This window comes from Rouxiella silvae, assembly GCF_002093625.1.
Lineage (GTDB): Bacteria > Pseudomonadota > Gammaproteobacteria > Enterobacterales > Enterobacteriaceae > Rouxiella > Rouxiella silvae.
In genome coordinates this window covers 26170-51055 of record NZ_MRWD01000003.1, presented here as the reverse complement: position 1 = coordinate 51055, position 24886 = coordinate 26170, and the positions used below count along the sequence as shown (strand labels likewise).

Sequence of the window (24886 nt, the reverse complement as noted above, 5' to 3'; positions counted from 1 at the left end):
CAATTTAATGAGTTATCTTTGATAACACTGATCTGACGAATTTCCTTCTTAGTGCCTCCATAAGTAACGACTGAAATCCGGCTATAACATGCCCATGGCGGCAAAATTTATATTTAAAAGGTAATTCGCATGTCAAATTTGATGAAAGGTCAAGTTAAGTGGTTCAACGAGTCTAAAGGCTTTGGCTTCATCACTCCTGCAGACGGCAGCAAAGATGTATTCGTACATTTCTCTGCAATCCAGGATCAAGGTTTCAAGACCCTGGCTGAAGGCCAGAACGTACAGTTCTCTATCGAGAACGGTGCTAAAGGTCCGTCAGCGGCTAACGTTACCGCTATCTAATCTCGCTTATTCGCTGTTTTACAGCGCATAAAGTAGATTACAAAAACCCGCTGATGCGGGTTTTTTATTGCCATTTTTTGGCCCCAAGAATCATTTTCTGTTCAGACTCCAACCTCTTAATCTCTGTATCTCCTCACCTTTTTCTTGCGCTTTGTCATTTCCTTCGCGCAATGTACTAGAATAAACTGACGATGAAGACATCCATACTTCTCGCCATCGCGGCTCAAATCAATTTCACGAGGCACTCTAATGAAGGTTAACGATCTGGTGACGGTAAAAACTGACGGTGGTCCGCGTCGCGAGGGTAAAGTTCTAGCGGTTGAAACGTTTTATGAAGGGGTGATGTACTTAGTCTCGCTAGATGAATATCCGGCAGGCATTTGGTTCTTCAACGAAACACAAAGTAAAGACGGAACTTTCGTTGAGCCGCGTGACGTGCATTAGCCCCCCATATTGCTGATTTTGAATCTCCCACCTGCGTCCGATTCTCTTTGCAGGTGGGCGAACTCTCCCGTTCGAGTCACTAAAAGATTAACCCGTCACACCGCATTTCTGCATTCAATCATAGACTGAAGTGCCAAATCGATATCAACCTCTTCCGTCATCCAGTTTACCAACGCCGCGCGAATACCGGGTTTATCGGCTAGCGTAGTTGCCGTGCAGCGAACCACGCCCGCTTTGTCTAAAAGTTTGAGAAACTGATTACGTTTGGCGACTTCACCCGGCGTGCCATCGGCGGAATCGAGGGCAAAACAGACCACATTCAGTAAAACCGGTGCCAAAAGCTTAAATCCCGGCGTGTGTTCTAATTGACTCGCCAATTTTTTAGCCAACGTGACGTTTCTATCGATAATCTCGGCGATGCCGTCACGACCGTAGGCCTTTAGCGCCATCCAAACGGGCAAAGCGCGAAAGCGACGCGAGTTTTCGGGCGTAAGGTGCAGGTAGTTGTCTGGCCTGACACTCGGCGGCTCGAGATAGGCAGAGTGATTTTGAAATACCTGAACCTGCAGAGCGAGATGCTGCCCGGCGGTAAACTGTACCGCGCTGTCATACGGCACATTCAACCATTTATGAGCGTCAACGGTAATGGAGTCCGCCTGCTGCCAGCCTTCAAGCAGCGGCGCATAGAGCGAAGATGCAGCAGCCACGCCGCCAAACGCCGCGTCAACGTGCAACCAAAAGCCAAAACGTTCGCGCAGGGCCAGCAGGGCGGGCAGGTTGTCGAAGGCCACAGTGTTTACTGTCCCAGCACTGGCCAGAACCAGGGTTGGCAGGCCGTCACTTTCGATGAGTGCCTGTTCCAGTGCTTGCGGATCAATGGCTTCACTGTTGGGCAGTGTCGCCACGTTGACCAGCGCATCGCGGCCAATTCCGAGCATGCTTAACGCCTTAACGCTGCTTGAGTGCGCAGCCGCGGAAATCACTCGAATGGGACCGAGTGCGTGCAGGCCCTGTTGAGCTACGTCTACGCCGCGTTGTTGTCCCAGCCATTGCCGCGCAATCGCCATGCTAACAAAGTTAGCCATGGTGGCACCGCTGACAAAAGAGCCACACTGGCTCTCTGGTAGGCCCAGCAGCTGTTTCAACTGGCTAATGGTTGCCAGTTCGATAGCCGACGCCACAGAGTCAAAATGCAGCTGAGTATTCTGGTCAATCGCGCTCACTAGCCAATCTGCGGCCAGCGCTGCCGGCGTTGCCCCCCCGGTGACAAACGCGAAGTAGCGAGGACCCGCGCTGGCAGAGAAACCTTGGGCATAATCTTGCCAGAATTGCGCAATTGCCAGCTGCGCCCCTACGCCGGTTTCCGGCAGCCGATCGTCGCCGAGCTTTAAGTGTTGATGTTCTTCGGGGGCACAAACGGGGCGTTCAGGGAGAGCGCTAAGGTGTGCTAGCGCTGTATCGCAGGCCTGTTTTAGAATCTCGGGCAGGTGGTCCAAGTCGTGTTGCAAAAGAGTATGCATAAATAACGTCCTGTTGAAGTCGCAATAAAATAGGAAAAGCGGTGATGAAATCTACGCTAGCCTATTTACTCGATGCTGAATAACGACTTATTTTCATGTTGAATTCAGTAAAAATGAGGAGCATGAAAGGTTAGTGATTGCCTCCACCAATAACAGTATTGGGCGTTTTTTGTTTGCAGCGTGTAACAGAATGGTCTTAAAAATCATTGTATAAGTGGGCAGTAATGGCAGAGATGAACGGTTTTACAGGTGATGCATATTTTACGCTCAGCCCGCATATACTCTAGCCTTGACACGCCGGAACTGCATTATGTTGCAAGCACTTTATTAGCTGAATGAGTTCAATTTATGGTACTCGTGATGTGAATTTTAAGTTAGCCTTGGGGTCGTAATTTTTAACCTCGATGGCACCGCTGTTTAACGATGTTTGAGTTTGCTCACATCCCAGAAAGTGCTGTCGGGATCATACATTTGCTAAGCCAAAGGAAACCTTTCCGGCATGGAACGAAGAGCATTTATTAAAGCTTCAATGGCGTTTGCTGCCTATTGTGGTGTGCCTGCGATGGCCTCACTGTTCACCGGTTCTGCCGAAGCGGCGCAGGGTAATGTCGCCGACGGCGGCGCGACCGCCTTTGATTTCTCCGTTTTGCAGAAAATGGCCGCTTCTTTAGCGAAACAACCCTATGGCGGCGCACCTGAGGCACTGCCAGATACGCTGGCGAACCTTACCCCACAGGCCTACAACAGCATTCAGTACGATCACGCCCATTCACTGTGGCACGATATTCCAAACCGCCAGCTGGACGTTGAGTTATTCCACGTCGGCATGGGCTTCAAACGCAGAGTGAAAATGTTTGCACTCGACGGTGACAAGAATCAGGCGCGTGAAATCCACTTCCGCCCAGAGTTGTTTAACTATCACGATGCGGGTGTTGATACCAAGCAGCTTGAAGGTAAATCGAATCTTGGATTTGCCGGTTTTAAAGTGAACAAGGCACCTGAGCTGACACAGCGCGACGTGGTCTCCTTCCTGGGCGCCAGCTATTTCCGTGCCGTTGACGATACCTATCAATACGGTTTGTCTGCACGTGGTGTATCGATAGATACCTTCACGGATCAGCCTGAAGAGTTCCCAGATTTTGTGTCGTTCTGGTTTGAAACCCCAAAAGCTGATTCCACCACTTTTGTCGTTTACGCGCTGCTTGATGGCCCAAGCGTTACCGGTGCCTATCGCTTTACCATTCACTGCGAGCCAACACGCGTAGTCATGGAGATCGACAAGCATGTGCATGCCCGCAAAGACGTGAAGCAGTTGGGCATTTCACCGATGACCAGCATGTTCAGCTGTGGCACCAACGAGCGTATGCGCTGTGACACTATTCATCCGCAGATCCACGACTCCGATCGTTTGGCAATGTGGCGTGGGAACGGCGAATGGGTTTGTCGTCCGCTGAACAATCCGCAGAAACTTCAGTTCAACGCCTATGAAGATGAGAATCCAAAAGGTTTTGGTTTGCTGCAGCTGGATCACGATTTCAATGATTATCAGGATGTGATCGGCTGGTACAACAAGCGACCTAGCCTGTGGGTTGAGCCAAAAGGCAACTGGGGCAAAGGGTCGATTAATCTGATGGAGATCCCGACTACCGGTGAAACCCTCGATAACGTAGTGTGCTTCTGGCAGCCTGAAAAGCCGATTAAAGCGGGAGACTCTGTAGACTTTAGCTATCGCCTTTACTGGAGCGGCGAACCCCCGGTGCGCAGCCCAATGGCCAAAGTATTGGCAACCCGTACTGGCATGGGCGGATTCCCGGAAGGCTGGGCGCCGGGCGAGCACTATCCAACAGTGTGGGCACGTCGCTTTGGCGTGGACTTCATTGGTGGAGAGCTCAAAGCCTACGCCGACAAGGGTATCGAGCCTGTCATCACGGTGTCATCGGGCAAAATAAGCAGCATTGAGATTCTGTACGTTCAGCCGTTTGACGGATATCGCATCCTGTTCGACTGGACTCCGACCAGCGACTCGGCTGAGCCGGTTGAGCTGCGTATGTTCCTGCGCTCCCACGATCATGCGCTGAGTGAAACGTGGTTGTATCAGTATTTCCCACCGGCAGCGGACAAGCGTAAGTACGTAGACGATCGACAGATGTCTTAAACGTAAGAGTTTTTGATTTCAGATAGTGGGTAGAGGAAGTGCAAGCGAATGCCGTATTTTCAACGGCGTTCGCTTTAATTCTTGCTTGTGAGACTCACTTTGTGACTGAACGAATTAGAAAGCCTTCACCAATAAACCGCTTTTGACATCGTGGCCGTGCTTAAGCAGATTATCAAAAGACCCTTCCGTTTTTTTCAGCTGTTCCAAAAACTCCTCAGGCGATAAATCGTGCGCTTTGCTGCTCATGTAAGCTAATGCTAACTCTTTGGCCTGATAACGTTGAAAGTTGTACATAAAATTCCTGTTAATCATCATTAATAATAAAATCGATAGCCAACAACATCCTGGCTTTAGCAACTTACTCTCTCTCTTAATGGTTATATTTTCGCGGATCGCCTCTGTAAGGTAAAACCGTTTTTATAGATAGATTTGATAGTTAAAATTGAGCAAAAGCTAAGTGGTTTTTAAGGAATAGCATCAAATCAATAACATTTTGACTCAATATTATTATTAGGTTAGCTAAATGTTATAAATTTGTTTTGTGAGAGGCATGAAGATGACATATTGAGTAAAATTATTTTAACTTATTGATTCAATGTCACATTTTAGTTATTTAATAGCGATTATTTCACCCATCGGTAATGAGTTTTGGTGTGTTGGAGACTAAGCTGAACGTAATACATTCAGTAAGGCCTCATGACTAATCATAAAAACCAACCACAGAAAACCCATCATAAAAACTTCCAATACAGAGGTGTGAATTATGAGTAAATTTATCTTTTCTTCCCCACGGAAATACGTTCAAGGTCGTGGCGTAATTGACGAACTCGGCGAATACCTCCCCGCGCTAGGTGGAAAATCCTTTCTGATCGCGGACGAAATGGTATGGAGTATTGTGGGTGAGCGCGTGAAGTGCTCTCTGGAAAAATCCAATGTTGAATTTCACTATGAACCGTTTAACGGTGAAGCCTCAAGCAATGAGATAACCCGACTGGTGAACCTGGCGCGCAAGCAGGGCACTAACGTTGTAGTGGGCCTTGGCGGCGGTAAAACGCTTGATACCGTAAAGGCGATTGCCGACGAATTACAGCAGTGTGTCGCTATCGTGCCCACCGTCGCGTCAACCGATGCACCCTGTAGCGCACTCTCGGTTATCTATACCGATGAAGGCGTGTTTGATACCTACCGCTTTTACAATAAGAATCCTGATCTGGTGCTGATTGATACTCAAGTCTGCGCTCAGGCACCGGTGAGGCTCTTTGCCTCGGGTATTGCCGATGGTCTGGCAACCTACGTTGAAGCTCAGGCAGTGCTTCGCTCGCACTCCTCTTCAATGGTGGGGGGCGCGCCCACTATCGCAGGTATGGCGATTGCAGAAGCCTGCGAGAAAACGCTGCTGACTTACGGTTTCAGCGCCTACACCGCCGTTGAACAAAATCTGGTCACGCCAGCCGTTGATGCGGTGGTTGAAGCAAACACGCTGCTTTCCGGTTTGGGATTTGAAAATGCCGGTCTTGCCGGTGCGCATGCCATTCACAACGGTTTTACCGCCATTAAAGGTGACGTGCATCATCTCACGCACGGTGAAAAGGTCGCCTACGGCACCCTGACGCAGATGGTGCTTGAACAACGTCCCGATGACGAGATAGCAAAATACGTGCGTTTCTACCGTTCTATCAATATGCCAACAACCTTGAAAGAGATGCACCTCGACCAGGAGAGCTATGAAAATCTGGTTAAGGTGGGGGCATTGGCCGGTGGCGAAGGAGATACGCTGGGCAATCTTAATCCGAATCTTTCTCCGGAGGACGTCGCCAACGCCATTCTAGCGGTAGACGCCTTTAGTAAAACGGTGAAATAACAGGACGTGCCATGCTCAAGCCGCCTCAGAGAAAACTCATATTTTACTCAGGCGGCTTGCAAATATACTTTTTATTATCAGTTAGTAACGTGCTAACGAACGTATTGCCATACTATCGGAACAACCTGAGGAAGTTGTGAGATAAGGTAAAGTATCAGTCCGATCCCTGCGCCGACCAGCGTGCCGTTGATACGAATAAACTGCAGATCTTTACCAATATTTAGTTCAATCTGCCGGGACATGTCTTTCTCGTCCCAACTTTTAACCGTATCGCTAATATGGCGTGTCAGAAACTGGGCGAAATCCGGCGCCATTTTTGCGGCCAATATTTCCATTTGTTTATTCATCGATTCACGCAGAGCAGGATCACGACTCAGCATCTTTCCAAGCCACAGCCCTGATTCGGTAACCCGCGCATGCAGCATTGAGTTCGGGTGGTCGAGATCGTCCTTAATCCACTGACGCAGGTCGCCCCAAAGTCCAATAACATAGTGATTCAGTTTCGGATCGTTCTTCAGATAATCTTTAATTTCTTCCGCTTTAGCCGCCATTTTTGGGTCGTTTTGCAGACGGACAATAAATTTTCCCACCACATGGTCAAAGCTCTGGCGCAGGGCGTGGCCGCGATCGTTACCGATATCATCAAGTAGCGAATTGATCGCATTTGACACCATCGAAGCACCGTTTTCACCCAGCCACTCCGTTGGCAACATTTTTGACTTGAGCGGGTGTTCACGTTTTACCCAGCGCACTATCTGCGCGGCAATAAATTCTCGGCTGGCCGGTTGCTCAAGCAGAGCAATAAGTTTTTGCATCGCCTGGTCCAGCAGCGCCTGATGGCGACCCTCTTTGGTCAGGCTTTCCAAAAGCGTGGCGACCGACTTCGACAGGTCAACCTTGTCAATTGCCGCATACAGTGCGTCTTTTACCAGCTGCTGAATGCGCCGATCGTCGGTAATATCCAGAAAGTTGCGGATAATGCTGACCAGATATCCGCCAAATTGACGGGCGTTTTCCTCAGACGTCAGCCAGTTGCCGACGGCCTGCGCCGGATCATGCTGGCGAATCAATCGTACGAGCGAGCCAGGGTCGAGGAATTTTTCCTGCACGAAAATCGCCAAATTATCGGCAATCTTATGTTTGTTTTTAGGAATGATTGCGGTATGTGAGGCAATAAAAGGGATGGGTACGCGTTTAAACAGTGCTACCACCGCAAACCAATCGGCGAGGGCGCCCACCATAGCTGCTTCGCTGATGGCTTTTAAGCCTGAGACCCAAAAATTCGGCGGTAAAAAAAGGGTGATCGCAAACAGCCCTGCGGCAGTTAACAGCAGCAGCAGCGCGTTACGTTTACTTCTTCTGAGTTCATTTTCTTTGTCCATTACAGAAGTTTAGGACGATGTGACACCGTATGTCAGCTTTTTTACGCACGCTTTCAGACTTTAAGCGTATGAGAGAAAATGAGAATTAGTCTTGATCTCATTGCGCGGGCCTTTACACTGCGTCCAGTTAAAAAATTAATAGAGATTAAATAGAGATGGAGCTTTTGCGCGTCGTTTTTAAACAATATCGCTGGCCGTTCATCGGCGTAATTGCGTTAAGCCTGGCCAGTGCGGCGTTGGGAGTCGGACTCATTGCCTTCATTAATATCAAGCTTATTGAAACCTCACACACCTCTGTGGCCGTGTTGCCGCAGTTTTTGGCACTGTTACTGCTGCTGATGGTGATTACGCTAGGCTCTCAGCTGGCACTTACCGCCCTCGGGCACCATTTTGTCTATAAGCTGCGCGGTCAGTTTATCAAACGCATAATGGATACCGACATTGAACGCATCGAGCAGATTGGCAGTGCGCAGCTGCTCGCCAGCCTGAGCAGCGATATTCGTAATATTACGCTGGCGTTTGTACGCCTTCCCGAGCTGCTGCAGGGTATTATTCTTACCCTTGGTTGCGCTGCCTACTTGGCTTGGCTATCGCCTAAAATGCTGGCAGTGACCGTGGTTTGGTTGGTGGTAACGATTTGGGTCAGTTTTAAACTGGTGGCGAAAGTGTATAGCCACCTCGGCCACGTGCGTGAGGCAGAAGACCGTTTACAGAAAGACTATGAAACGGTGATTCAGGGGCGCAAAGAGTTGGCGCTTAATCGTCAGCGCGCCCAGCAGATTTATCAGGAAGAATATCAGCAAGATGCGGCTACCTACCGCAAACATGTTATTGGCGCAGACACTTTCCACCTGAGTGCAGTTAACTGGTCAAATATCATGATGCTCGGCGCTATCGGCATGGTGTTTTACATGGCGAACTCGCTGGGTTGGTCAGACAATGCCGTTGCTGCCACTTTTTCACTGACGCTGCTGTTTTTACGCACGCCACTGCTGCAAGCTGTGGGGGCGTTGCCGACTTTGCTCTCCGCTCAGGTGGCCTTCAATAAGCTTAAAACTCTGCGTCTGGCCGAATATCAACCGACGTTTGCCCAAGCGCTGCCAAACAGACAATGGCAGCGGCTCGAACTGCGTGATTTAACCTTTACTTATCAAGGTCAGGGTTTTGCCGTGGGTCCGTTAAACCTCACGATCAAACGCGGTGAAATGGTGTTTTTGATTGGCGGTAATGGCAGTGGAAAATCGACGTTGGCCATGCTGCTGACGGGGCTTTATACCCCGCAGTCGGGCCAGATTCTGCTCGATGACGTCGTGATTGAGGCAAAAAATATCGGAGACTATCGCCAGCTTTTCTCGGCGGTATTTACCGATTTCCACCTTTTTGGTCAAATGATGGGGCCAAACGGCCAGCCGCCGGACCCGAAAATTGTCGAAAACTGGCTGAACCAGTTAAAAATGACCGCCAAGCTAGAGATCGAGAACAATAAAATTGCCAACCTTCAGCTTTCTCAAGGGCAGCGTAAGCGCGTTGCTCTGCTGCTGGCGGCGGCGGAAGGGCGAGATTTTCTTCTGCTTGACGAATGGGCAGCAGATCAGGATCCACAGTTTCGCAGCGTCTTTTACCGCGATCTGTTGCCACAGCTTACGGCAATGGGCAAAACCGTGTTGGCCATCAGTCATGACGATCGCTACTTCCCGCACGCCGACCGGTTACTCGAAATGCGTCAGGGGCGGCTGCACGAGCTGATGGGCAGCCAACGTGACGAGGCATCGCGCGATGCCGTTGCGGCTATAAACTAGCTTTCTGCCGGTGCGGGGGCTTCGGTCCCCACACTTTCTGCTGTCGTTAATCTCTTTTTCTTCGTTTTATATTTTTAAGAGTTGGCTTACATAGCATACCTTCGCTGAACAGTTTAAAATTACTCAAACTATTAGTTCTCTTTCCTGAAAATCTGAATTCGTTTTCGACACATAAAACTTTGGGTAATTCACCTCATGCAAAAGCTTTTCCGGGCACCGTTCCTCGTCGCCCTGTTATTAGCGTTAACGTTTTCTCCTCTGCTGGCCAGCGCGGCGACTGACGATGCCAACGACCAACAGCAATCTAGCACCGATACACCCGTGGTTAAGCCGATTGATGCGCCTGCCGCGCTGTCTGCTTTACAGAAACGACTGGATAATATTAAACAGGCAGTTTCCAGCGCTAAAAATGACAAATCGCTGAGTGGTCTTAGCGATGAGGCACTCAAACTGGCAGGGGACGCCGATACCTTAGGCACGGCGTTGCAGCCGTTGCGTCAGCAGGTTCAGGCCAAAGTGGACGTATTAGGACCCGCGCCTGCGGCCGGTGCGTTACCCGAAACGCCCCAAGTCATTAAGCAACGTAAAGACCTTAATGCCAGTAAAACGGCGTTGGATAATCAGATTGAGCAGGCTGGGGCGATAAAAACCGGCGCCAATAACCTTTCTGCACAAATTGCCGGGCTGCGTCGCGACGCGCTTAAAACGCAGTTGGCCTTAAATACCGGCAGTATATTGGGCGGTAATTTCTGGTCGGCGCTAACCTCACCATCGAGTGATGACGCTGAGCGCTTTGGTGAATACCGCCAACAGATGAAAGATGCCTGGCATCTCGCGTTTCAGCCTGAATGGCGTATTGGCAGCGGGCTGCTGTTAATTGCGGCACTGTTGATTGGCATATTTGGCGGTCGAGTGCTGGATATTCCGCTGGCCTGGCTCACGCCGCGCTGGTTGCCCGTGGGCCGTCTGCGTCGCAGTTTCTTCGCCTTTGCCACGGCGATGATCACTATCATGACTCTGGGCGGTGCGGCAGAGCTGTTTTCGCTGGCCTTCACCCGCATGCCTGACGTGAGCGACTGGGTGCAGGAAACCGGTGACTTAATCTTCAAGCTTTCTATTTTCTCGGCACTGATTGTCGGGTTAGGGCGGTCACTGCTTTCTATTGCTCACCCGTCCTGGCGTTTGCCGGGTATTGCTGATCCGGTGGCCAAAACCCTCGACAGCTTCCCCAAAATGCTGTCGGCCTTTATTCTTATTTTTGGCCTGATTGAAGGCATTAACAACCTGGTGGGAACCAGCGTGGCGGTAACGCTGTTCGGCAACGGCATGTCGGCGCTGCTGGTGGCGGTAAGCGCCGCGTTTGCCCCGATGCGCGTTAACCGCCAGCGCCGAAAAATGCTGGCGCAGGGTGAGCAGCCCGAAGCGCGATCCACGCTGGCCGGCCTGCTGCACTTGGGTACCAGCGTCATTGCGTTTGCCATCTTTGTTGCGCTGCTGATTGGCTATATTCCGCTGGCGCGCTTCCTGACCTACGAACTGCTGTGGGTCGGCACCGTTATTGCCTGTCTGTATATTTTGATGCACATGGCTATCGACTTCAGTGAAAGCCTGTTTTCTCCCTCGACGGCCAGCGGCAGATTGCTGAAACACTCCTTGAGCCTCGACGATCGTCACCTTTCGCTCGCCGCTACGCTGCTGTCAGCGGTGGCGAAAACTATGCTGTTGCTGATTGCGGTTACCCTGTTGCTAGGCGGTAACTTTGGCACCACGACGCCGCTGGAGTTGTTCAGCAAAGTGGTGGACGTTTGGGGCGGCAAGGGACTTGAGCACCTTAATATTATTCCTGCCCACGCGGTCAATGCGATCATCTTCCTGATTGTGGGTTGGTACGTCTTGCGCTCCGCAAAACGCTGGCTCGATAATGATTTCCTGCCTAAAACCAAGATGGATCGCGGCATGCGGGCCTCTTTGGTTACGCTATTTTCTAACATCGGACTGGTGCTGGTTATTCTGATCACGCTGTCTGTGCTGGGGATCGAGTGGAACAGGCTGGCGTGGATTGTCAGTGCGCTGTCGGTAGGTATCGGTTTTGGCTTACAGGAAATCGTTAAAAACTTTATCTCCGGCCTGATTTTGCTGACCGAACGTCCGGTTAAAGTGGGTGATTTAGTGAGTATTGGCGGGGTAGAGGGGGATATTCGCCGTATCAATGTGCGTGCTACTGAGCTGCAACTCAGCGATCGCTCAACGGTGATTGTGCCCAATTCGCAGTTCATTTCTCAAAACGTGCGCAACGCCACAATGGGTAATGCGCAAGGTGTGGCGACGATTGCCTTGACCTTCCCGTTGGATATTGACCCAGAAGCGGTGCGAAATATGCTGATTGAAGCCTATCAGGCGCACGAGTCAATTCAGGACACGCCAGAGCCGTCGGTCACCTTTAGCCAGCTCGGGCCCGACGGTATCGTGCTGAGTGTGACCGGCTACGTCAGCAGTCCGCGGGTAGTGAGCAGAACTAAAAGTGATCTGCTGTACGAAATCCTCAAGAAGCTGCGTGAAGCAGGCGTATCGTTGGGCCGCACGCAGACGATGATTTTGGCTAATCCCGATAAGCTGACTGCACCAACCGAGGAGTAAGCGGCTAATAGAGCAGGGTTGGAGTTCAACCCTGCTTTAGTTCAAGTCTAGCTACAACCATCCAGACTTTTTCAATTTCACATATAACGCCACGCACCCGACTATCGTCACCCCTAGCGTAAGCGGATATCCCCAGCTGTCATTGAGCTCTGGCATGTCTTTGAAGTTCATGCCGTAAAGGCTGAAAATCACCGTCGGAATAGCCAGAATCGCCCCCCAGCCAGCCAGACGCTGCACCACTTCGTTTTGATGCACTGAAACCAGCGCCAGGTTAACGTGCATCGCGTTGGCCAGCATCTCGCGCATGTCGTCGGTGGTGGTCACCACTTGGCGTGTATGGTCCTGCACGTCCCGCAAATAGGCGCGCAGCGATTTTGGCACCAGTGTTTCGTGATGTTGAATCAGCTGATTACAAATATCGCCCATCGGCAAGGCGGCGTTGTGCAGAGAAAGCAATTCACGACGCAGGCGGTAAACTTCATGCACCGCATTCTGGTCGAAATCCGATTGGAACATCCGCGACTCAATCTGCTGAAACTGCTGGGTGTATTCGTGAAGAATGGTGAGATAATTATCAACAATTACGTCCAGCACGGCGTAGAGCGCATAGCCGGGGCCTTTAGCCAGCAGGTCCGGGCACTCCTCGGCGTGTTTTCGTACCTGCGCATAGCTGGAAGACGCGCCGTGTCGTACGGTAATTAAAAAATTCTTACCCACAAACAGGTGCGTTTCGCCGTATTTAATCACGTCACCGACCAGCTGCGCCGTTTTAGCCACGATAAAAAGTGACTCACCGTACTGCTCGATTTTAGGCCGCTGATGGGCGGTAAGCGCGTCTTCAATGGCCAAATCATGCAGGCTAAACTCTTCCTGAATTTGCCGCATGTAGTCATTGTCTGGCTGCACCAGGCCTAGCCAGACAAAGGTGTCAGGTTCTTTTATGACTTCGCTGATGTCTTCAATCGTCACCTGTTGCATCACTTTTCCATTGCGATAGGCAACGCTGGAAATCACGGAATCGGGTTGCGATTTTTTTTCGTTGGTGGAGGTGTTCATCGGAGTAACCCGTTTGTGAGAAGGTCAATGGAGAAGAAAAGGCCGGGAGATTTCCGGCCTTCCTGACTGCATAATTACGGTTTAACGGTTTCTGCCGGTCCAAACACGCTGTAACTCGGCAGTTTATAGTTCTGATACGGCTCCCAGCCTCCGCCAAGCGATTTATACAAGGTGACCAAATCGGTGCTGGTCTGGACTTTGGCTTCGGCACTCTGTTGGCGCGCCTGGGCCAACTGGCGCTGCGCATCAAGCACATTTATAAATGAAGATAACCCTTTTTTATAGCCATCGGTGGCCAGTTCAAAGCTGGTTTGCAGCGCGTTAGCCGACTCTTCGAGACCGTTGACTCGGTCCTGATCGGTGCGATAGTTCACCAGCGCATTATCGACATCTTGCAGCGCCGTGAGCACCGTTTGACGGTAGCTGAGTACGGCGTTGGCCTGCTGTGCGCGCGAAAGTCTTACGCTGGAGACCAGACGTCCTCCCTGGAAAATAGGGATAGAAACCTGTGGCCCGAACGAATAGAAATGGCTGCTCCAGTCGGTGAGATAACCCGAGTCGCTGTTACGCATCCCAAACTGTCCGGTGAGCGAAATACTCGGGAACAGCTGAGCGACCGAAACGCCGATATTGGCGGTGGCGGCGTGAAGGTCTGCCTCGGCCTTGCGCACGTCAGGACGACGGCGTGCCAGTTCCGACGGCACACCCACGGCCACAACGGCCGGAATAGTCGGCAGCGGTTTAAACTGCGTCAGCTCGCCGTCCAGTGCGCCAGGAATTTGCCCCAGCAACACCGCCAGGCCGTTCATTGCCTGACGCTGCTGGGACTCATATTGCGGCAGCTGGGCGCGTAAAGACCCGAGCTGCGCGCGCGAGTTTTCTACGTCGAGCTGCGGTGCCAGTCCGTGCTGGGCCTGACTCTGTGTCAGTTCCAGCGTTTGCTGTGCGACGTCTATCTGGGTCTGAATCGCGGCCAAGACAGTTTGTGCGCCGCGAAGTTGCAGATAGGTGCGCGCCACTTCGGCCTGAAGAGAAACCAGCGCATCGTTGCGGCTCTCGACTGAAGATTGCGTCTGCGCATTTGCCATCTCTACCGAACGTCGGGTGCCCCCAAACAGGTCAAGCTCCCAGCTGGCATCAAAGCTGCCCTGATAAATATTGATAGGGTCGGTTGCCGTGTCGATAGCGCTCGCCGCTTCGGGACTCAGGGCGTCAATCTTACCCTGTGCACCGGTTGATTCCAGCTCGCCTCGCAGGCCCAACTGTTGGCGCGTGGCCTTGGCGCTGGCGTTGACGGACGGCATCCAGGCTCCTTTGGCCTGTGTTACCTGTTCACGCGCCCCAGCGATGCGTAGCACCGCCTGCTGGAGTGAAATATTGCCGGCAATCGCGCGGTCAATCAGGCTATCTAGCTGCGGGTCTTTAAACGACTTCCACCACAGCGGACTCGGCTGGGACGACAGGGCGATAGAGTCGGCCGGATTTTTCTTCGGATGATTCACATCATTGTAAGCACTGGGCGTTTTCGCCTGCGGCGCCTGATAATCTGGCCCCACCGAGCAGCCAACCAGCGCCAGTGCCAGAGCAGAAAGGGTAAAGCGTGATACATAGGCCGACATATTAATGGGCTCCGGCATTGCCTTCGCTCTTAACTGGCGAAAGCAGGAAACAAAATGGGATCAAAATACAGGCAACAATCGCGCAGTAACTGAACACGTCGATATAGGCGAGGATCCGCGATTGGGAAACCATCTCCTGATACATTCGACTGGTCGCCAGCGCGGTGGGATCGCCCGTGAGGCTGGTAAAGTCGCGAATGGCCGCCGCACCTTTCTGCACCGCCAAATTAAATTGCTCATTCAAAGGCGTCATGTTGTGCACCATATGCGCACTGTTGGCCTGCGAACGTTCGGTTACCCCCGCCGTGGAGAGCGAAATACCAATCGACCCCGCGACGTTGCGGAACATGGTAAACAGCGCTGCGCCGTCGGCGTTCATGCGCTGCGGCAGCGTCACAAAGGCAATGGTGGTCAGCGGCACAAACAGGAAGCCTAGCCCCAGCGATTGCGCACTGCGGAACATCACCAGCGTTTCAAAATCGATATTTGGCACCAGCGTCATAGAATAGATAAACGACAGCATCATCACGGTGAAACCAAAGGCAATCAGGTAGCGCGTTTGCACCATGGGCATGAGTTTAAGCACCAGCGGAATGCTGAATACGATAAGTAGCGCCCCGGGCGACATCACCAGACCGGAGAGGGTGGCGGTATAGCCCAACTGCTGCTGAGCCAACTGCGGAATAACCACTGAGCTGCCGTAAAGGATCATCGCCATGCCGCCCATCAACAGGCACGAGACGGCAAAGTTGCGGTCTTTCAGGCAGCGTAAGTCGACGACCGGCTTTTTGGCATACAGCAGCCAGTAAACGGCCCCCACAATGCCCACAATCGCCAACACCGCAAAGGTCACGATAAAGCCGGATTGGAACCAGTCTTCGTCTTCGCCGCGGTCCATCATCACTTGCAGGCAACCGAGCCCCAGCGTTATCAGGCCAATACCGATGTAGTCGATGCTCAGCTTGTCTTTCGATTTTTTCTCCCACGGCGGATCTTCAAGCAACTGATAAATGGCAATCAGTGCAATGACGCCGATAGGGATGTTGATCAAAAACACCCAACGCCAGCTGTAGCTGTCGGTGATTAAACCGCCAAGTGTAGGGCCAAGAATAGGCGCGACGATAATCGCAATGGAAGAAAGGCCAAACGCTTTGCCGCGGTCTTCTTTTTTGAAATAGTCCAGCAGCACTGACTGTTGCACCGGTTGCAAACCGCCGCCAAAGAACCCTTGCAGCAGGCGGAAGAGGATCATCTGCCACAGTTCGGTGGCAATACCGCACAGGAAGGAGCAGACGGTGAACATCAGGATACAAATCATGAAATAATTTTTGCGGCCAAACGTTCGACTGAGGAACGCCGAGACCGGCAGCACGATGCCGTTGGCCACCAGATATGAGGTCAGTACCCAGGTGGATTCATCGTAGCTTGAGGAGAGTGACCCCGCGATGTGCGGCAGCGCCACGTTGACGATGGTGGTATCCAGAATTTCCATAAATACCGCGATGGTGACCACAATAGCCACCGCCCACGGATTACTTTTGGGAACCCAACTGCTGTGTTCGGCACTCATTCAACGGTTACCGTAGGGTCAACAGACAGTCCCAATGGCAACGGTTTTTTAGGGTCGAGTCCACTTTCGATAACAATTTTAACCGGAACGCGTTGAACGATTTTCACATAGTTACCGGTGGCGTTTTCCGCCGGGAAGGCCGAGAAGCGCGAACCGGTACCCTGCTGAATACTGTCTACATGGCCGTGCAGTTTAATGTTTGGATAGGCGTCAATTTTGACATCAACTTTGTCGCCCGGTTTCATGCGTTCAAGCTGTGACTCTTTAAAGTTGGCGGTTATCCAGATGTCTGGTGAAACCAGTGAGAACAGTGAAGAGCCCGCCTGCACCAGCGTACCCAACTGCACATTACGCATCGTCACGAAGCCATCAAACGGCGCGCGAACGTCGGCATAGGAAAGGTTGAGGTTAGCCGTTTCCAACTGGGCCTTGGCCTGTTCAACCTGCTGCTGACGCGCCTCTACGTTAGTTTCGGCGTTGCGGATTTGCAGTTGAACCTGTGCTGCAACGTCAACCTGCGCCTTGGCATTGGCCAAGTCGGCATTGGCCGAACGCAGCTGAGCGCTGGCGGTATCTATGTTTTGCTGTGAGGTTGCGCGGGGGTCTACGCCGCGCTGACGGCGATAATCAGCGGTTGCATTGAGCAAGTTGGCTTCGGCACGCGCTTCCTGCGCCTTGGCCTGAGCCAGCTGCGCGGGATACTGCACTTTAGCCAAATCAAACTGTACTTGGGCCTGATGCAGCTGTGACACCGCCAAACCTAGCTGCGCATTAGCCTGATCGCGCTGCGCCGTGGCGTCGCGTGGGTCAATCTGCACCACCAACTGGCCTTTTTTGACAAATTCGTTGTCTTTAACCGCCAAATTAACCACATAACCGGCAATTTTGGGCGCAACAGTCACCGTGTTGCCCTCAGTAAAGGCGTCATCGGTGGTTTCGAGATTACGGTTTAAAAACCAAAAAATAGCCGCGGCTATCACCACAACCAGCACCACAATGCCTAGAATGATCAGCGGTTTTTTACCCGGACCTTTACGCTTCTCGGCGTCATTTTTATCGCCATTATCCTTTTGACCGTCCGTGCTATCGTCAGGGCGGGTATGGCCTTCTCCCGCTTTAACCTGAGTTGAATTGATTTCTGACTGGGTGCCTTCTGGTGCATCAGCGCCGCGTGATTCCATCTCTTTTTTGTTATCTGTCATGTTGTTATGATCGCTGGTTGTGTTGCTCATCGAAGAGTCGGCATGTGGGATGCCATGACGAGGATTTAAAAGAAGCTCGTTTTACCCTAGAAGATATTGTTGTAAATGCAAGTAAATTTAAGTCAGTGCCTTTACCTTATGGCTGTTCGGTCGGCCTTTGTACAGTAACGGTCGATAATTCTTTATAGCGGATTCGAAAAGTGGCAAAGTACCCGCCTCTGCAGCACAGTAATTTCATTTCATTCTATTTAGACCGTGTACATTTCAGGACAACCGTATGACAGATTCAACGACTTCCCCTGCAAGTCATGATGGACCTTATAAAGGCCTCACTCGATTTGCATCGATGGTTTCCCTGATAGTGGCGTTAATTCTCGTCAGCGTAAAAGTTTGGGCGTGGGCGACTACCGGCTCCATGTCATTACTCACTTCGGCGGCCGACGGGCTGGTTGACGTGCTTGCGTCGCTGGTCACGCTAATCGGCGTGCGCTATGCCGGGCGTCCGGCCGACAAAGGTCATCGCTATGGGCATGGCAAAGCCGAAGCCGTGGCGGCGTTTGTTCAGGCGCTGTTGCTCGGCGCGGCAGGTCTGGTACTCGGTGGAGAATCGCTGGGTCGCCTGCTTAATCCTCAGCCATTGGCGGCGTTGGGGCTGGGCATCTGGGTCATTATTGGCAGTTCGATTGCGGCGGTCGGTCTGGTCCTGATGCAGAACTACGTGGTTAAGCGTACCGGCTCAACCGCCATTGCCGCTGACCGCGCGCACTATGTCACCGACGTGGCAGTAAACGTTGCCGTGCTACTGGCGCTGGTGCTGGAGCATTATCTCGGCTGGACCCGCTCTGACTCGGTGGGCGCGCTGCTTATCTCCTTATATATGATCTGGAATGCCAAAGGCATGGCAGCAGATGCCCTGAAACAGCTACTGGATCGTGAACTTGACGTTGAAGATCGTAAGCGGGTCAGGGCGGCGGTAATGAGCTGTGACGGGGTAAAAGGCGTGCACGATATTCGCACCCGCAACGGCGGCGACCGGGTGTTTGTTGAATTTCACCTTGAAGTCGACGGTAAGCTTTCAGTCGACGTGGGTCATGACATTGGCGATGCGGCAGAGGCCGCCGTAAGGCTACTGTTTGGCGCGGCGGACGTGACTGCGCACCTTGAACCGGCGGGTATCGACGACGACCGGTTGGATAATCTGTTTAAATAATCCCCTCCAGTCACCGGCCTGTTTTATTAAACTGGCCGGTTGTTTCGCCATTAATTATCTAAAAAGCGATTAATCAGTTAAAAAACGTTCATCCAGCGTGGCCTGAAGCGCCACCATTGCCTTCTCGGCGTGTGCCATATGCTCGGTCATGATCTGTTCCACCTTTAGTGCGTCCTTGCGGCGCATGGCCTCAATCAGGCTGTACTGAAATTCAATGCCGGCGCCGCGCTGAACCGGCTCGGGGCGCTGATAAATATCCTTGCACACGGCCAAATCTTTCAATAAACGCTGTAGGAAATGGCAGATAAACGCCAGCAGCACGTTATCGGAATAGCTGGCAACCACGCCGTGGAAATCAAGTTCGGCCATGCGCTGATCCCAGCGTTCCTGCTCGTCCGCAGGCTCATGGTCGTAAACGCCAATCAGTTCGTGAAGCTTGTCGAAACCGGCTTGATCCATATTGTTGATGGCGCTGACCGCCACAATAGGTTCCAGCGCTTTTCGCAGGGCATAAATGTCACTGATTGAAATTTGGCGGGTAAACAGATAGTTCGACAGCAGGCTCATGGCGCGGGTTTCGCTCATCGACTCGATAAATGCACCCCCGCCAGGACCAGTGCGAGTGCGAATAAGCCCCTGAACTTCAAGTGATTTTAGCGCCTCACGTACGGTGCCTTTACCGGCTGCAAAACGCGTGGTCAGGTCTTTCTCTTGGGGCAGTCGATCGCCGGGAACCAGATTGTCACTGATAATGGTCCTTTTTATCTCATCGACAATCTCATCGGTGCGCTTTCGGCGAGCCGGATCCGCGACAGGAAGGCTTTCTTTAGGTGTAGGATAATGTGTCATAAATTCCTTACCGTAATCAAAATGTTGCCAGTAACCCTCAGTGCGTATCGGCAATCAGCCTCGGTGCACTTGCCAACAGACTTTGGGTATAAGAGTGGGCAGGTCGAGAGAACAGAGTGTTATTATCTTCACACTCAACCCATTCTCCCAAATACATCACCGCCACGCGGTCAGCGATAGACTCTACCACAGCCAAATCGTGACTGATGAATATGTAGGATAGGTTAAATTGTTGTTTTAGTTGTTCCAAAAGTAATAAAACTTGCGCCTGCACCGAAACATCCAGCGCACTGACCGGTTCATCGAGCACCAAAATTTTAGCTTCCGCCGCCAACGCACGGGCAATCGCGAGGCGCTGAGCTTGGCCACCAGAGAACTCGTGCGGATAACACTCGAGGGCATCGTGGGGCATATTGACCGCCTGCATAAGCTGCTGCATTTTTTGTTTTTGCTGCACCTCGGCATAGTCGCAAAGATGGGTCAGCGGCACTCTCAGGGTCTCGGCAATGGTTTTACGCGGGTTTAGTGAAGCCACCGGATCCTGAAAAACATATTGCACCGTTTTGCCAAAGGCTTTTGCGCCACGCTGTCGCCACTGGGCCGCATCCTGGCCCATCAGCATCATCGTACCGGAAGTGGGATGATCCAGACCGACCAGCATTCTCGCCAGCGTGCTTTTCCCCGATCCGCTTTCACCCACAATTGCCAACGTTTCACCGGCGTTGAGATCGAAAGAAACATTTTTCACCGCATTAACCTGATGCTCGGCGCTCGAAAACCAGCTTTTCCTGCCGCCAAAGGTTTTAACCAGATTACGTACCTCAATCACCGTTTTCATGCTTTCTCCTCGGCTGAAGCGTAAAGTCGCCTGACTCGCTGCAGAAACTGTCGGCCTTGCCCCAGATGCGGCACGCTGGCAATCAGGCGTTGGGTGTAAGGATGCTGCGGATGATTAAGCACTTGCCGCGTTTCACCGGTTTCAACAATTTCTCCCCGCTGCATCACCGCCACGCGGTCACAAATCTGGCTGACGACGCCAAAATCATGGGTGATAAACAGCAGCGTGAGTCCGCGTTCACGGCGTAACTGCTGCAACAGCTCCAGTATGCGAGCTTGAACGGTGACATCGAGCGCAGTGGTAGGCTCGTCGGCGATGATTATGTCAGGGTCATTGGCCAGCGCCATGGCAATGCCCACGCGCTGGCGCTGGCCGCCGGAAAGCTGGTGGGGAAAGGCGGCGTAGCGCTGTTCAGCATCCTGAATACCTACGCGGTCGAGCAGGGCAACGGCCTGCATTTTTGCCTGCTGTTTATTTAACGGCTGGTGGGCAACAATGGCTTCCGCTAACTGATAACCAATGCTGAACTGGGGATGCAGGGTCGTCAGCGGATCCTGAAAAATGTAGGCCACTCGAGCGCCGCGCTGCTGTTGAAGTCGCTGTGGCGGCAGCGAAAGCATCTCTTCACCCGCGACATAGATTGCGCCGCCGGTGATAACGCCAGGTGGAGAAGCCACCAACCCCATAATGGAAAGCGCCGTCACGCTTTTTCCTGAACCACTTTCGCCGATAAGCCCCAGACATTCGCCTTTTGCTACCTGAAAACTCACCCCTTTGACCGCCGTCGTGGCCCGCTGGCCGGAGCCAAAGTTAACTTTTAAATCAACCACTTCTAGCAGTGCGTCTGGCTTGTTTTGTGCGGGTATTACGCTGCGCTGCACGTCGGTGATGGCCTTGGCGCGCTGCAACACGCCAGACTTCAGCCGCGGGTCGAGCACGTCACGCACGCCGTCACCCAGCAGGTTAACGCTCATCACCAGCAAGAAAATCATCACGCCCGGCACCAGCGTCACGAAGGGAGCGCTGAACATTTGTTCACGGCCCTGACCCAGCATCGACCCCAGATCGGCATTCGGTGGCTGGGTGCCTAGCCCGAGAAATGACAAACCTGCCGTCTCGAGGATCATCCAGCCCAGCGTGGTCGACATCGTGACCACAACAATCGGCATCACGTTGGGCAATACTTCGCTAAACAGCACCTGCCAGTGATTTTTCCCCGACAGCCGCGCTGCCTGAATAAAATCACGCTGACGCAGACCCAGTGTCAGCCCGCGAATATTACGCGCAAAGAAGGGAATATTGACGATGGCGATGGCGTACAGCGCATTGAGTAGCCCAGGGCCAAGCACCGCGACGATAGCCAACGCCAGCAAGATATAGGGGAACGCCATCAGCATGTCGATAAAGCGCATCAACAAACTGTCGGTGCGGCCCCCGGCATACCCGGCTAAAAGGCCAATCAGCGTGCCCAAAAATGCCGCCAAAAGCGTTGCGCTAATGCCGACCACCAGCGATACGCGCGTTCCCCACAGCAGGCGCGACAGCATATCGCGGCCCAGTGCGTCGGTTCCCAGCGGGTGCCCGTTAGACAGGGGAGGCTGGAGGCGATTGAGCAAATTGGTCGCGTCTGGGTCAGCTATCGGCAGCAGCGGAGCCAGCAGCGCGGCCAATACAATAATCAGCAGCACGCCTAATCCGCAGGCAGCCAGTCGGTTGTGCAGCAGCAGCGACCAGGAAGAAGGGCGGTGGCGAGCAGCGTGCGCGGCGGTGGCCAGAGTGTCAGTCATGATTTTAACCTCGGGTCTAGGAGCGCCTGTAGAACATCGGTGAACAGATTGATCAACACATAGGCCGCGGCGGCTACCAACACACCGCCCTGCACCAGCAGCAGATCGCGCGTGGAGACCGCTTTAACCAGCATCGCGCCCAGACCGGGCCACTGAAAAACGGTTTCGATATACACGGCGCCGCCAAGCACAAATCCGGCCTGAATACCGACCACCGGAATAACCGAGACCAGCGCCATGCGAAAAGCGTGGCGATAAATCACTTTGCGCTCGCTTAATCCTTTGGCGCGGGCGGTGCGAATAAAATCTTGGCGCAGCACCTCAAGCATTGCGGTGCGCGTCAGGCGGGCAATAACGCCGGTTGCCACAATCGACAAGGTGACGGCGGGCATCACCAGATGATGAGCTATGTCAGTAAAGCCGCCGCCGCCCCAAGCCTCGATCATGCCGGATGCCGGAAACCACGGTAGTTGAACCGCAAAGAGCATAATCATCAGCAGGCCAATCCAGAACGAAGGCAGTGAAATACCGATGAGTACCAACAACGTAATCAGTCGGTCACCCCATCCAAACTGTCGGACTGCGGAGAAAATACCGGCTAACAGGCCCAGCACTGTGCTGAGCAACAGCGCGGTGCCGCCGAGGAGCAGGGTGGCGGAAAAACGCTGTGTGACCTCGTCTATCACCGGACGATTGAGCACGTAGGAACGGCCGAAATCGCCGTGCAGCATGTTGTTGACCCAAATCAGGTACTGTTGCCAAACGGGCTTATTGAGGCCCAATTCCTGATTGATTCGCGCCACGTTTTCCGGCGTCGCCCATGCTCCGAGCAGCGCCTGTGCCGGGTCGCCGGGGATCATTGACATAATAAAGAACACAATCAGCGACAGGCCGATAAATATTGGCACCGTCGCCAACAGGCGTTTGATTACGTAGCTCCACATAAGGTTTCTCCGTCATTGGCGCGCAGACTGCGCCCGCTTATTGTTTGCTGACGTGATTGAGCAGCAGGGTAAAGTTCGGCTGCAGAGCAAAATTTTTCACCCGCGAGGAGGTCACGGCGTTTTGCTGCCAATTGGCGACAAAAATCCACGGCGCATCCTGATATACCAGAGCCTGCACCTGCTGATAAAGTTTGCCGCGCTCCTCCTGTGAGGTGCTGGTGCGGGCTTTTTCAAGCAGGGTATCTACCTCAGGATTGCTGTAATAACCGGAGTTAAAGCCGCCTTTGTCAGGCCAGGCCTGAGTGCGTAGCGTCAAGAAAGGCAGAGTATCGGGATCGTTGGTCATCCACGCCATTTCCGCCATGTTGGTTTGTTTGTTTAAACCCGCGTTCACCTTCGACAGGTAGGTGTTCCATTCGTAAGTCTGAATTGACACATCAAGCCCTACCGCCTTCAAATCAGCCTGAATTGCGGTCGCCATAGGAATGGGGTCGAGCATGCCGGAGCCGCCTTCTGTCACATAAAAGGTCAATTTCGCCCCTTCTGCACCGGCGGCTTTAAGCAGTTCGCGGGCCTTCTGCGGGTCATAAGGATAGGGCTTCACGTCGTTATTGTGTGCCCAGCCAAAGGCGGAAGGAATAGGGCCATCGGCCACGGCAGCGGAACCTTGCAAGATATTGTCGACCATCGACTGCTTATTGATGGCGTAGTTCACCGCCTGCCTGACGCGTACGTCGTTAAAGGGCGCTACCTGGGTGTTTAGCATCACGTACCATACGTGCGGACCCACGGCCTGATGCAGCTCAAACTTCGGATTATTGGCGAACAGTTTTACGCTGTCCGGCGGCACTTCAACCAGCGTATCAATACCGCCGGAAAGCATCTCGGCGACGCGAGTGTTGCCGTCGGTTATTGGGCGAAAGACCAGCGTTTGCAGCTCAGGCTTGCCGTCCCAGTAGTGGGCATTGGCATTCAGCACTACGCGCTGATTGGACTGCCATTCGCTAAAGCTAAACGCGCCGCTGCCCACTGGATGGCGTCCAAACTCCTTAGCATATTTTTTCACCGCCTCGGGGGAAACGATTAAACCGGTCGGCGTGGCAAGGTTGGAGAGAAAGGGCGCAAACGGCTCTTTAAGACTAAAGACAATTGTTGACGCGTCTGGGGTGCTGATATGGTCAATCGTTGAAAAGAAGAAAGACAGCGGGAAAGGGCCGGTATTGTAATAGGGATTTTGCTTGTCCAACATGCGTTCAAAGGTGAATTTAACTGCTTCGGCGTTCACCGGGCTGCCGTCTTGAAACTTCACGTTGGGGCGCAGGTGGAAGGTGTAGGTCAAACCATCCGTGCTAATTTCCCAACGCTCGGCCAACGAGGGTTCAATATCAAGCTTCCCGGCACCGTTGCGCACTAATCCGTCATAAATATTGACCAGAATTCGCGAGTCGTTGGCCGCGGTGGCGACCTGAGGGTCGAGGGATTGCGGCTCGGCAACCTGACCAATCAGCAGGACGTTGGCCGGCGAAGCAGCAAGAACACGAGGTGTAACCATCATACAACAGGCACACATCCAGAGTAAGGCAAACCATTTGTGCAGCGCGTATTTCATCTCAACCTCATTAGGTGGCGTTAGCGTTGGGCAAAAGTTGTTCTTTTATATTTATGGGTATA

19 protein-coding genes are annotated in these 24886 nt (G+C 52.7%); 7 read left to right on the top strand and 12 right to left on the bottom strand.

The genetic code is table 11. From position 1 onward, the window contains the following. The first annotated feature begins 129 nt into the window (after positions 1 to 129). Positions 130 to 342, top strand: coding sequence for a transcription antiterminator/RNA stability regulator CspE (cspE, locus tag BS639_RS02055; RefSeq protein WP_009635141.1), 213 nt, complete (start codon positions 130 to 132; stop codon positions 340 to 342). Between the two features lie 249 nt (positions 343 to 591). Then, a complete protein-coding gene (dsrB, locus tag BS639_RS02050; RefSeq protein ID WP_139804028.1) occupies positions 592 to 786 on the top strand; it encodes a protein DsrB in 195 nt (64 codons plus the stop codon). 95 nt (positions 787 to 881) lie between these two features. Here dsrB and BS639_RS02045 read toward each other — a convergent pair whose 3' ends face one another. Further along, on the bottom strand, positions 882 to 2306 hold the full coding sequence (locus BS639_RS02045; RefSeq protein WP_084982126.1) for a pyridoxal phosphate-dependent decarboxylase family protein: 1425 nt from the start codon (positions 2304 to 2306) through the stop codon (positions 882 to 884). 499 nt (positions 2307 to 2805) lie between these two features. On the opposite strand from BS639_RS02045, the gene BS639_RS02040 reads away from it, so the two are divergent. Continuing rightward, a complete protein-coding gene (locus BS639_RS02040; protein WP_055773678.1) occupies positions 2806 to 4461 on the top strand; it encodes a glucan biosynthesis protein D in 1656 nt (551 codons plus the stop codon). 114 nt (positions 4462 to 4575) lie between these two features. Here BS639_RS02040 and BS639_RS02035 read toward each other — a convergent pair whose 3' ends face one another. Further along, positions 4576 to 4755 carry a hypothetical protein gene (locus BS639_RS02035; RefSeq protein ID WP_055773677.1) on the bottom strand — a complete coding sequence of 60 codons (180 nt, stop codon included), beginning with the start codon at positions 4753 to 4755 and terminating at the stop codon, positions 4576 to 4578. A gap of 469 nt (positions 4756 to 5224) precedes the next feature. On the opposite strand from BS639_RS02035, the gene BS639_RS02030 reads away from it, so the two are divergent. Then, entirely contained in the window at positions 5225 to 6322 is a 1098-nt protein-coding gene (locus tag BS639_RS02030) for a glycerol dehydrogenase (protein WP_084982125.1), read from the top strand. Between the two features lie 92 nt (positions 6323 to 6414). Here the strand turns inward: BS639_RS02030 and BS639_RS02025 are convergent, their stop codons facing one another. After that, positions 6415 to 7704, bottom strand: coding sequence for a DUF445 domain-containing protein (locus BS639_RS02025; RefSeq protein ID WP_084982124.1), 1290 nt, complete (start codon positions 7702 to 7704; stop codon positions 6415 to 6417). Between the two features lie 155 nt (positions 7705 to 7859). Between BS639_RS02025 and BS639_RS02020 the strand changes: the two genes are divergently transcribed. Both BS639_RS02020 and BS639_RS02015 read left to right on the top strand, forming a co-directional pair. Further along, positions 7860 to 9503: a multidrug ABC transporter permease/ATP-binding protein gene (locus BS639_RS02020; protein ID WP_084982123.1), complete on the top strand. Its 1644-nt coding sequence runs from the start codon at positions 7860 to 7862 to the stop codon at positions 9501 to 9503. A 195-nt stretch (positions 9504 to 9698) separates the two neighbouring features. After that, positions 9699 to 12140 carry a DUF3772 domain-containing protein gene (locus BS639_RS02015; protein ID WP_084982122.1) on the top strand — a complete coding sequence of 814 codons (2442 nt, stop codon included), beginning with the start codon at positions 9699 to 9701 and terminating at the stop codon, positions 12138 to 12140. 51 nt (positions 12141 to 12191) lie between these two features. Here BS639_RS02015 and corA read toward each other — a convergent pair whose 3' ends face one another. The 4 genes from corA to BS639_RS01995 form a co-directional block, all read right to left on the bottom strand. Further along, positions 12192 to 13196 carry a magnesium/cobalt transporter CorA gene (gene corA, locus BS639_RS02010; RefSeq protein WP_055773672.1) on the bottom strand — a complete coding sequence of 335 codons (1005 nt, stop codon included), beginning with the start codon at positions 13194 to 13196 and terminating at the stop codon, positions 12192 to 12194. Positions 13197 to 13270: 74 nt separating this feature from the next. Beyond that, positions 13271 to 14815, bottom strand: a complete 1545-nt coding sequence (locus BS639_RS02005) for an efflux transporter outer membrane subunit (RefSeq protein ID WP_055773671.1) — start codon at positions 14813 to 14815, stop codon at positions 13271 to 13273. A 1-nt stretch (position 14816) separates the two neighbouring features. Continuing rightward, a complete protein-coding gene (locus BS639_RS02000; protein ID WP_055773670.1) occupies positions 14817 to 16385 on the bottom strand; it encodes a DHA2 family efflux MFS transporter permease subunit in 1569 nt (522 codons plus the stop codon). Further along, positions 16382 to 17617 (bottom strand): HlyD family secretion protein, encoded by a 1236-nt coding sequence (locus tag BS639_RS01995; protein WP_055773669.1) that lies wholly within the window; start codon positions 17615 to 17617, stop codon positions 16382 to 16384. Before BS639_RS01995 ends, BS639_RS02000 begins: the two co-directional genes overlap by 4 nt. Positions 17618 to 17864: 247 nt before the next feature. On the opposite strand from BS639_RS01995, the gene BS639_RS01990 reads away from it, so the two are divergent. Then, positions 17865 to 18797 (top strand): cation diffusion facilitator family transporter, encoded by a 933-nt coding sequence (locus tag BS639_RS01990; RefSeq protein ID WP_084982121.1) that lies wholly within the window; start codon positions 17865 to 17867, stop codon positions 18795 to 18797. Between the two features lie 69 nt (positions 18798 to 18866). Here the strand turns inward: BS639_RS01990 and BS639_RS01985 are convergent, their stop codons facing one another. Genes BS639_RS01985 through BS639_RS01965 form a run of 5 tightly spaced genes read right to left on the bottom strand, consistent with a single transcriptional unit; the run spans position 18867 to position 24770 of the window. Beyond that, entirely contained in the window at positions 18867 to 19646 is a 780-nt protein-coding gene (locus BS639_RS01985; RefSeq protein ID WP_084982120.1) for a FadR/GntR family transcriptional regulator, read from the bottom strand. 37 nt (positions 19647 to 19683) lie between these two features. Then, positions 19684 to 20484 carry an ATP-binding cassette domain-containing protein gene (locus BS639_RS01980; RefSeq protein WP_055773666.1) on the bottom strand — a complete coding sequence of 267 codons (801 nt, stop codon included), beginning with the start codon at positions 20482 to 20484 and terminating at the stop codon, positions 19684 to 19686. Next, positions 20481 to 22271, bottom strand: a complete 1791-nt coding sequence (locus tag BS639_RS01975; RefSeq protein WP_084982119.1) for a dipeptide/oligopeptide/nickel ABC transporter permease/ATP-binding protein — start codon at positions 22269 to 22271, stop codon at positions 20481 to 20483. The genes BS639_RS01980 and BS639_RS01975 overlap by 4 nt, the downstream gene beginning before the upstream one ends. Next, complete coding sequence (locus BS639_RS01970; RefSeq protein ID WP_084982118.1) at positions 22268 to 23215, bottom strand: ABC transporter permease; 948 nt, start codon at positions 23213 to 23215, stop codon at positions 22268 to 22270. The genes BS639_RS01975 and BS639_RS01970 overlap by 4 nt, the downstream gene beginning before the upstream one ends. A 37-nt stretch (positions 23216 to 23252) precedes the next feature. Next, the gene (locus BS639_RS01965; RefSeq protein ID WP_233427611.1) at positions 23253 to 24770 is read right to left on the bottom strand and encodes an ABC transporter substrate-binding protein; all 1518 of its coding nucleotides are present in this window, start codon (positions 24768 to 24770) and stop codon (positions 23253 to 23255) included. Positions 24771 to 24886 lie beyond the last annotated feature (116 nt).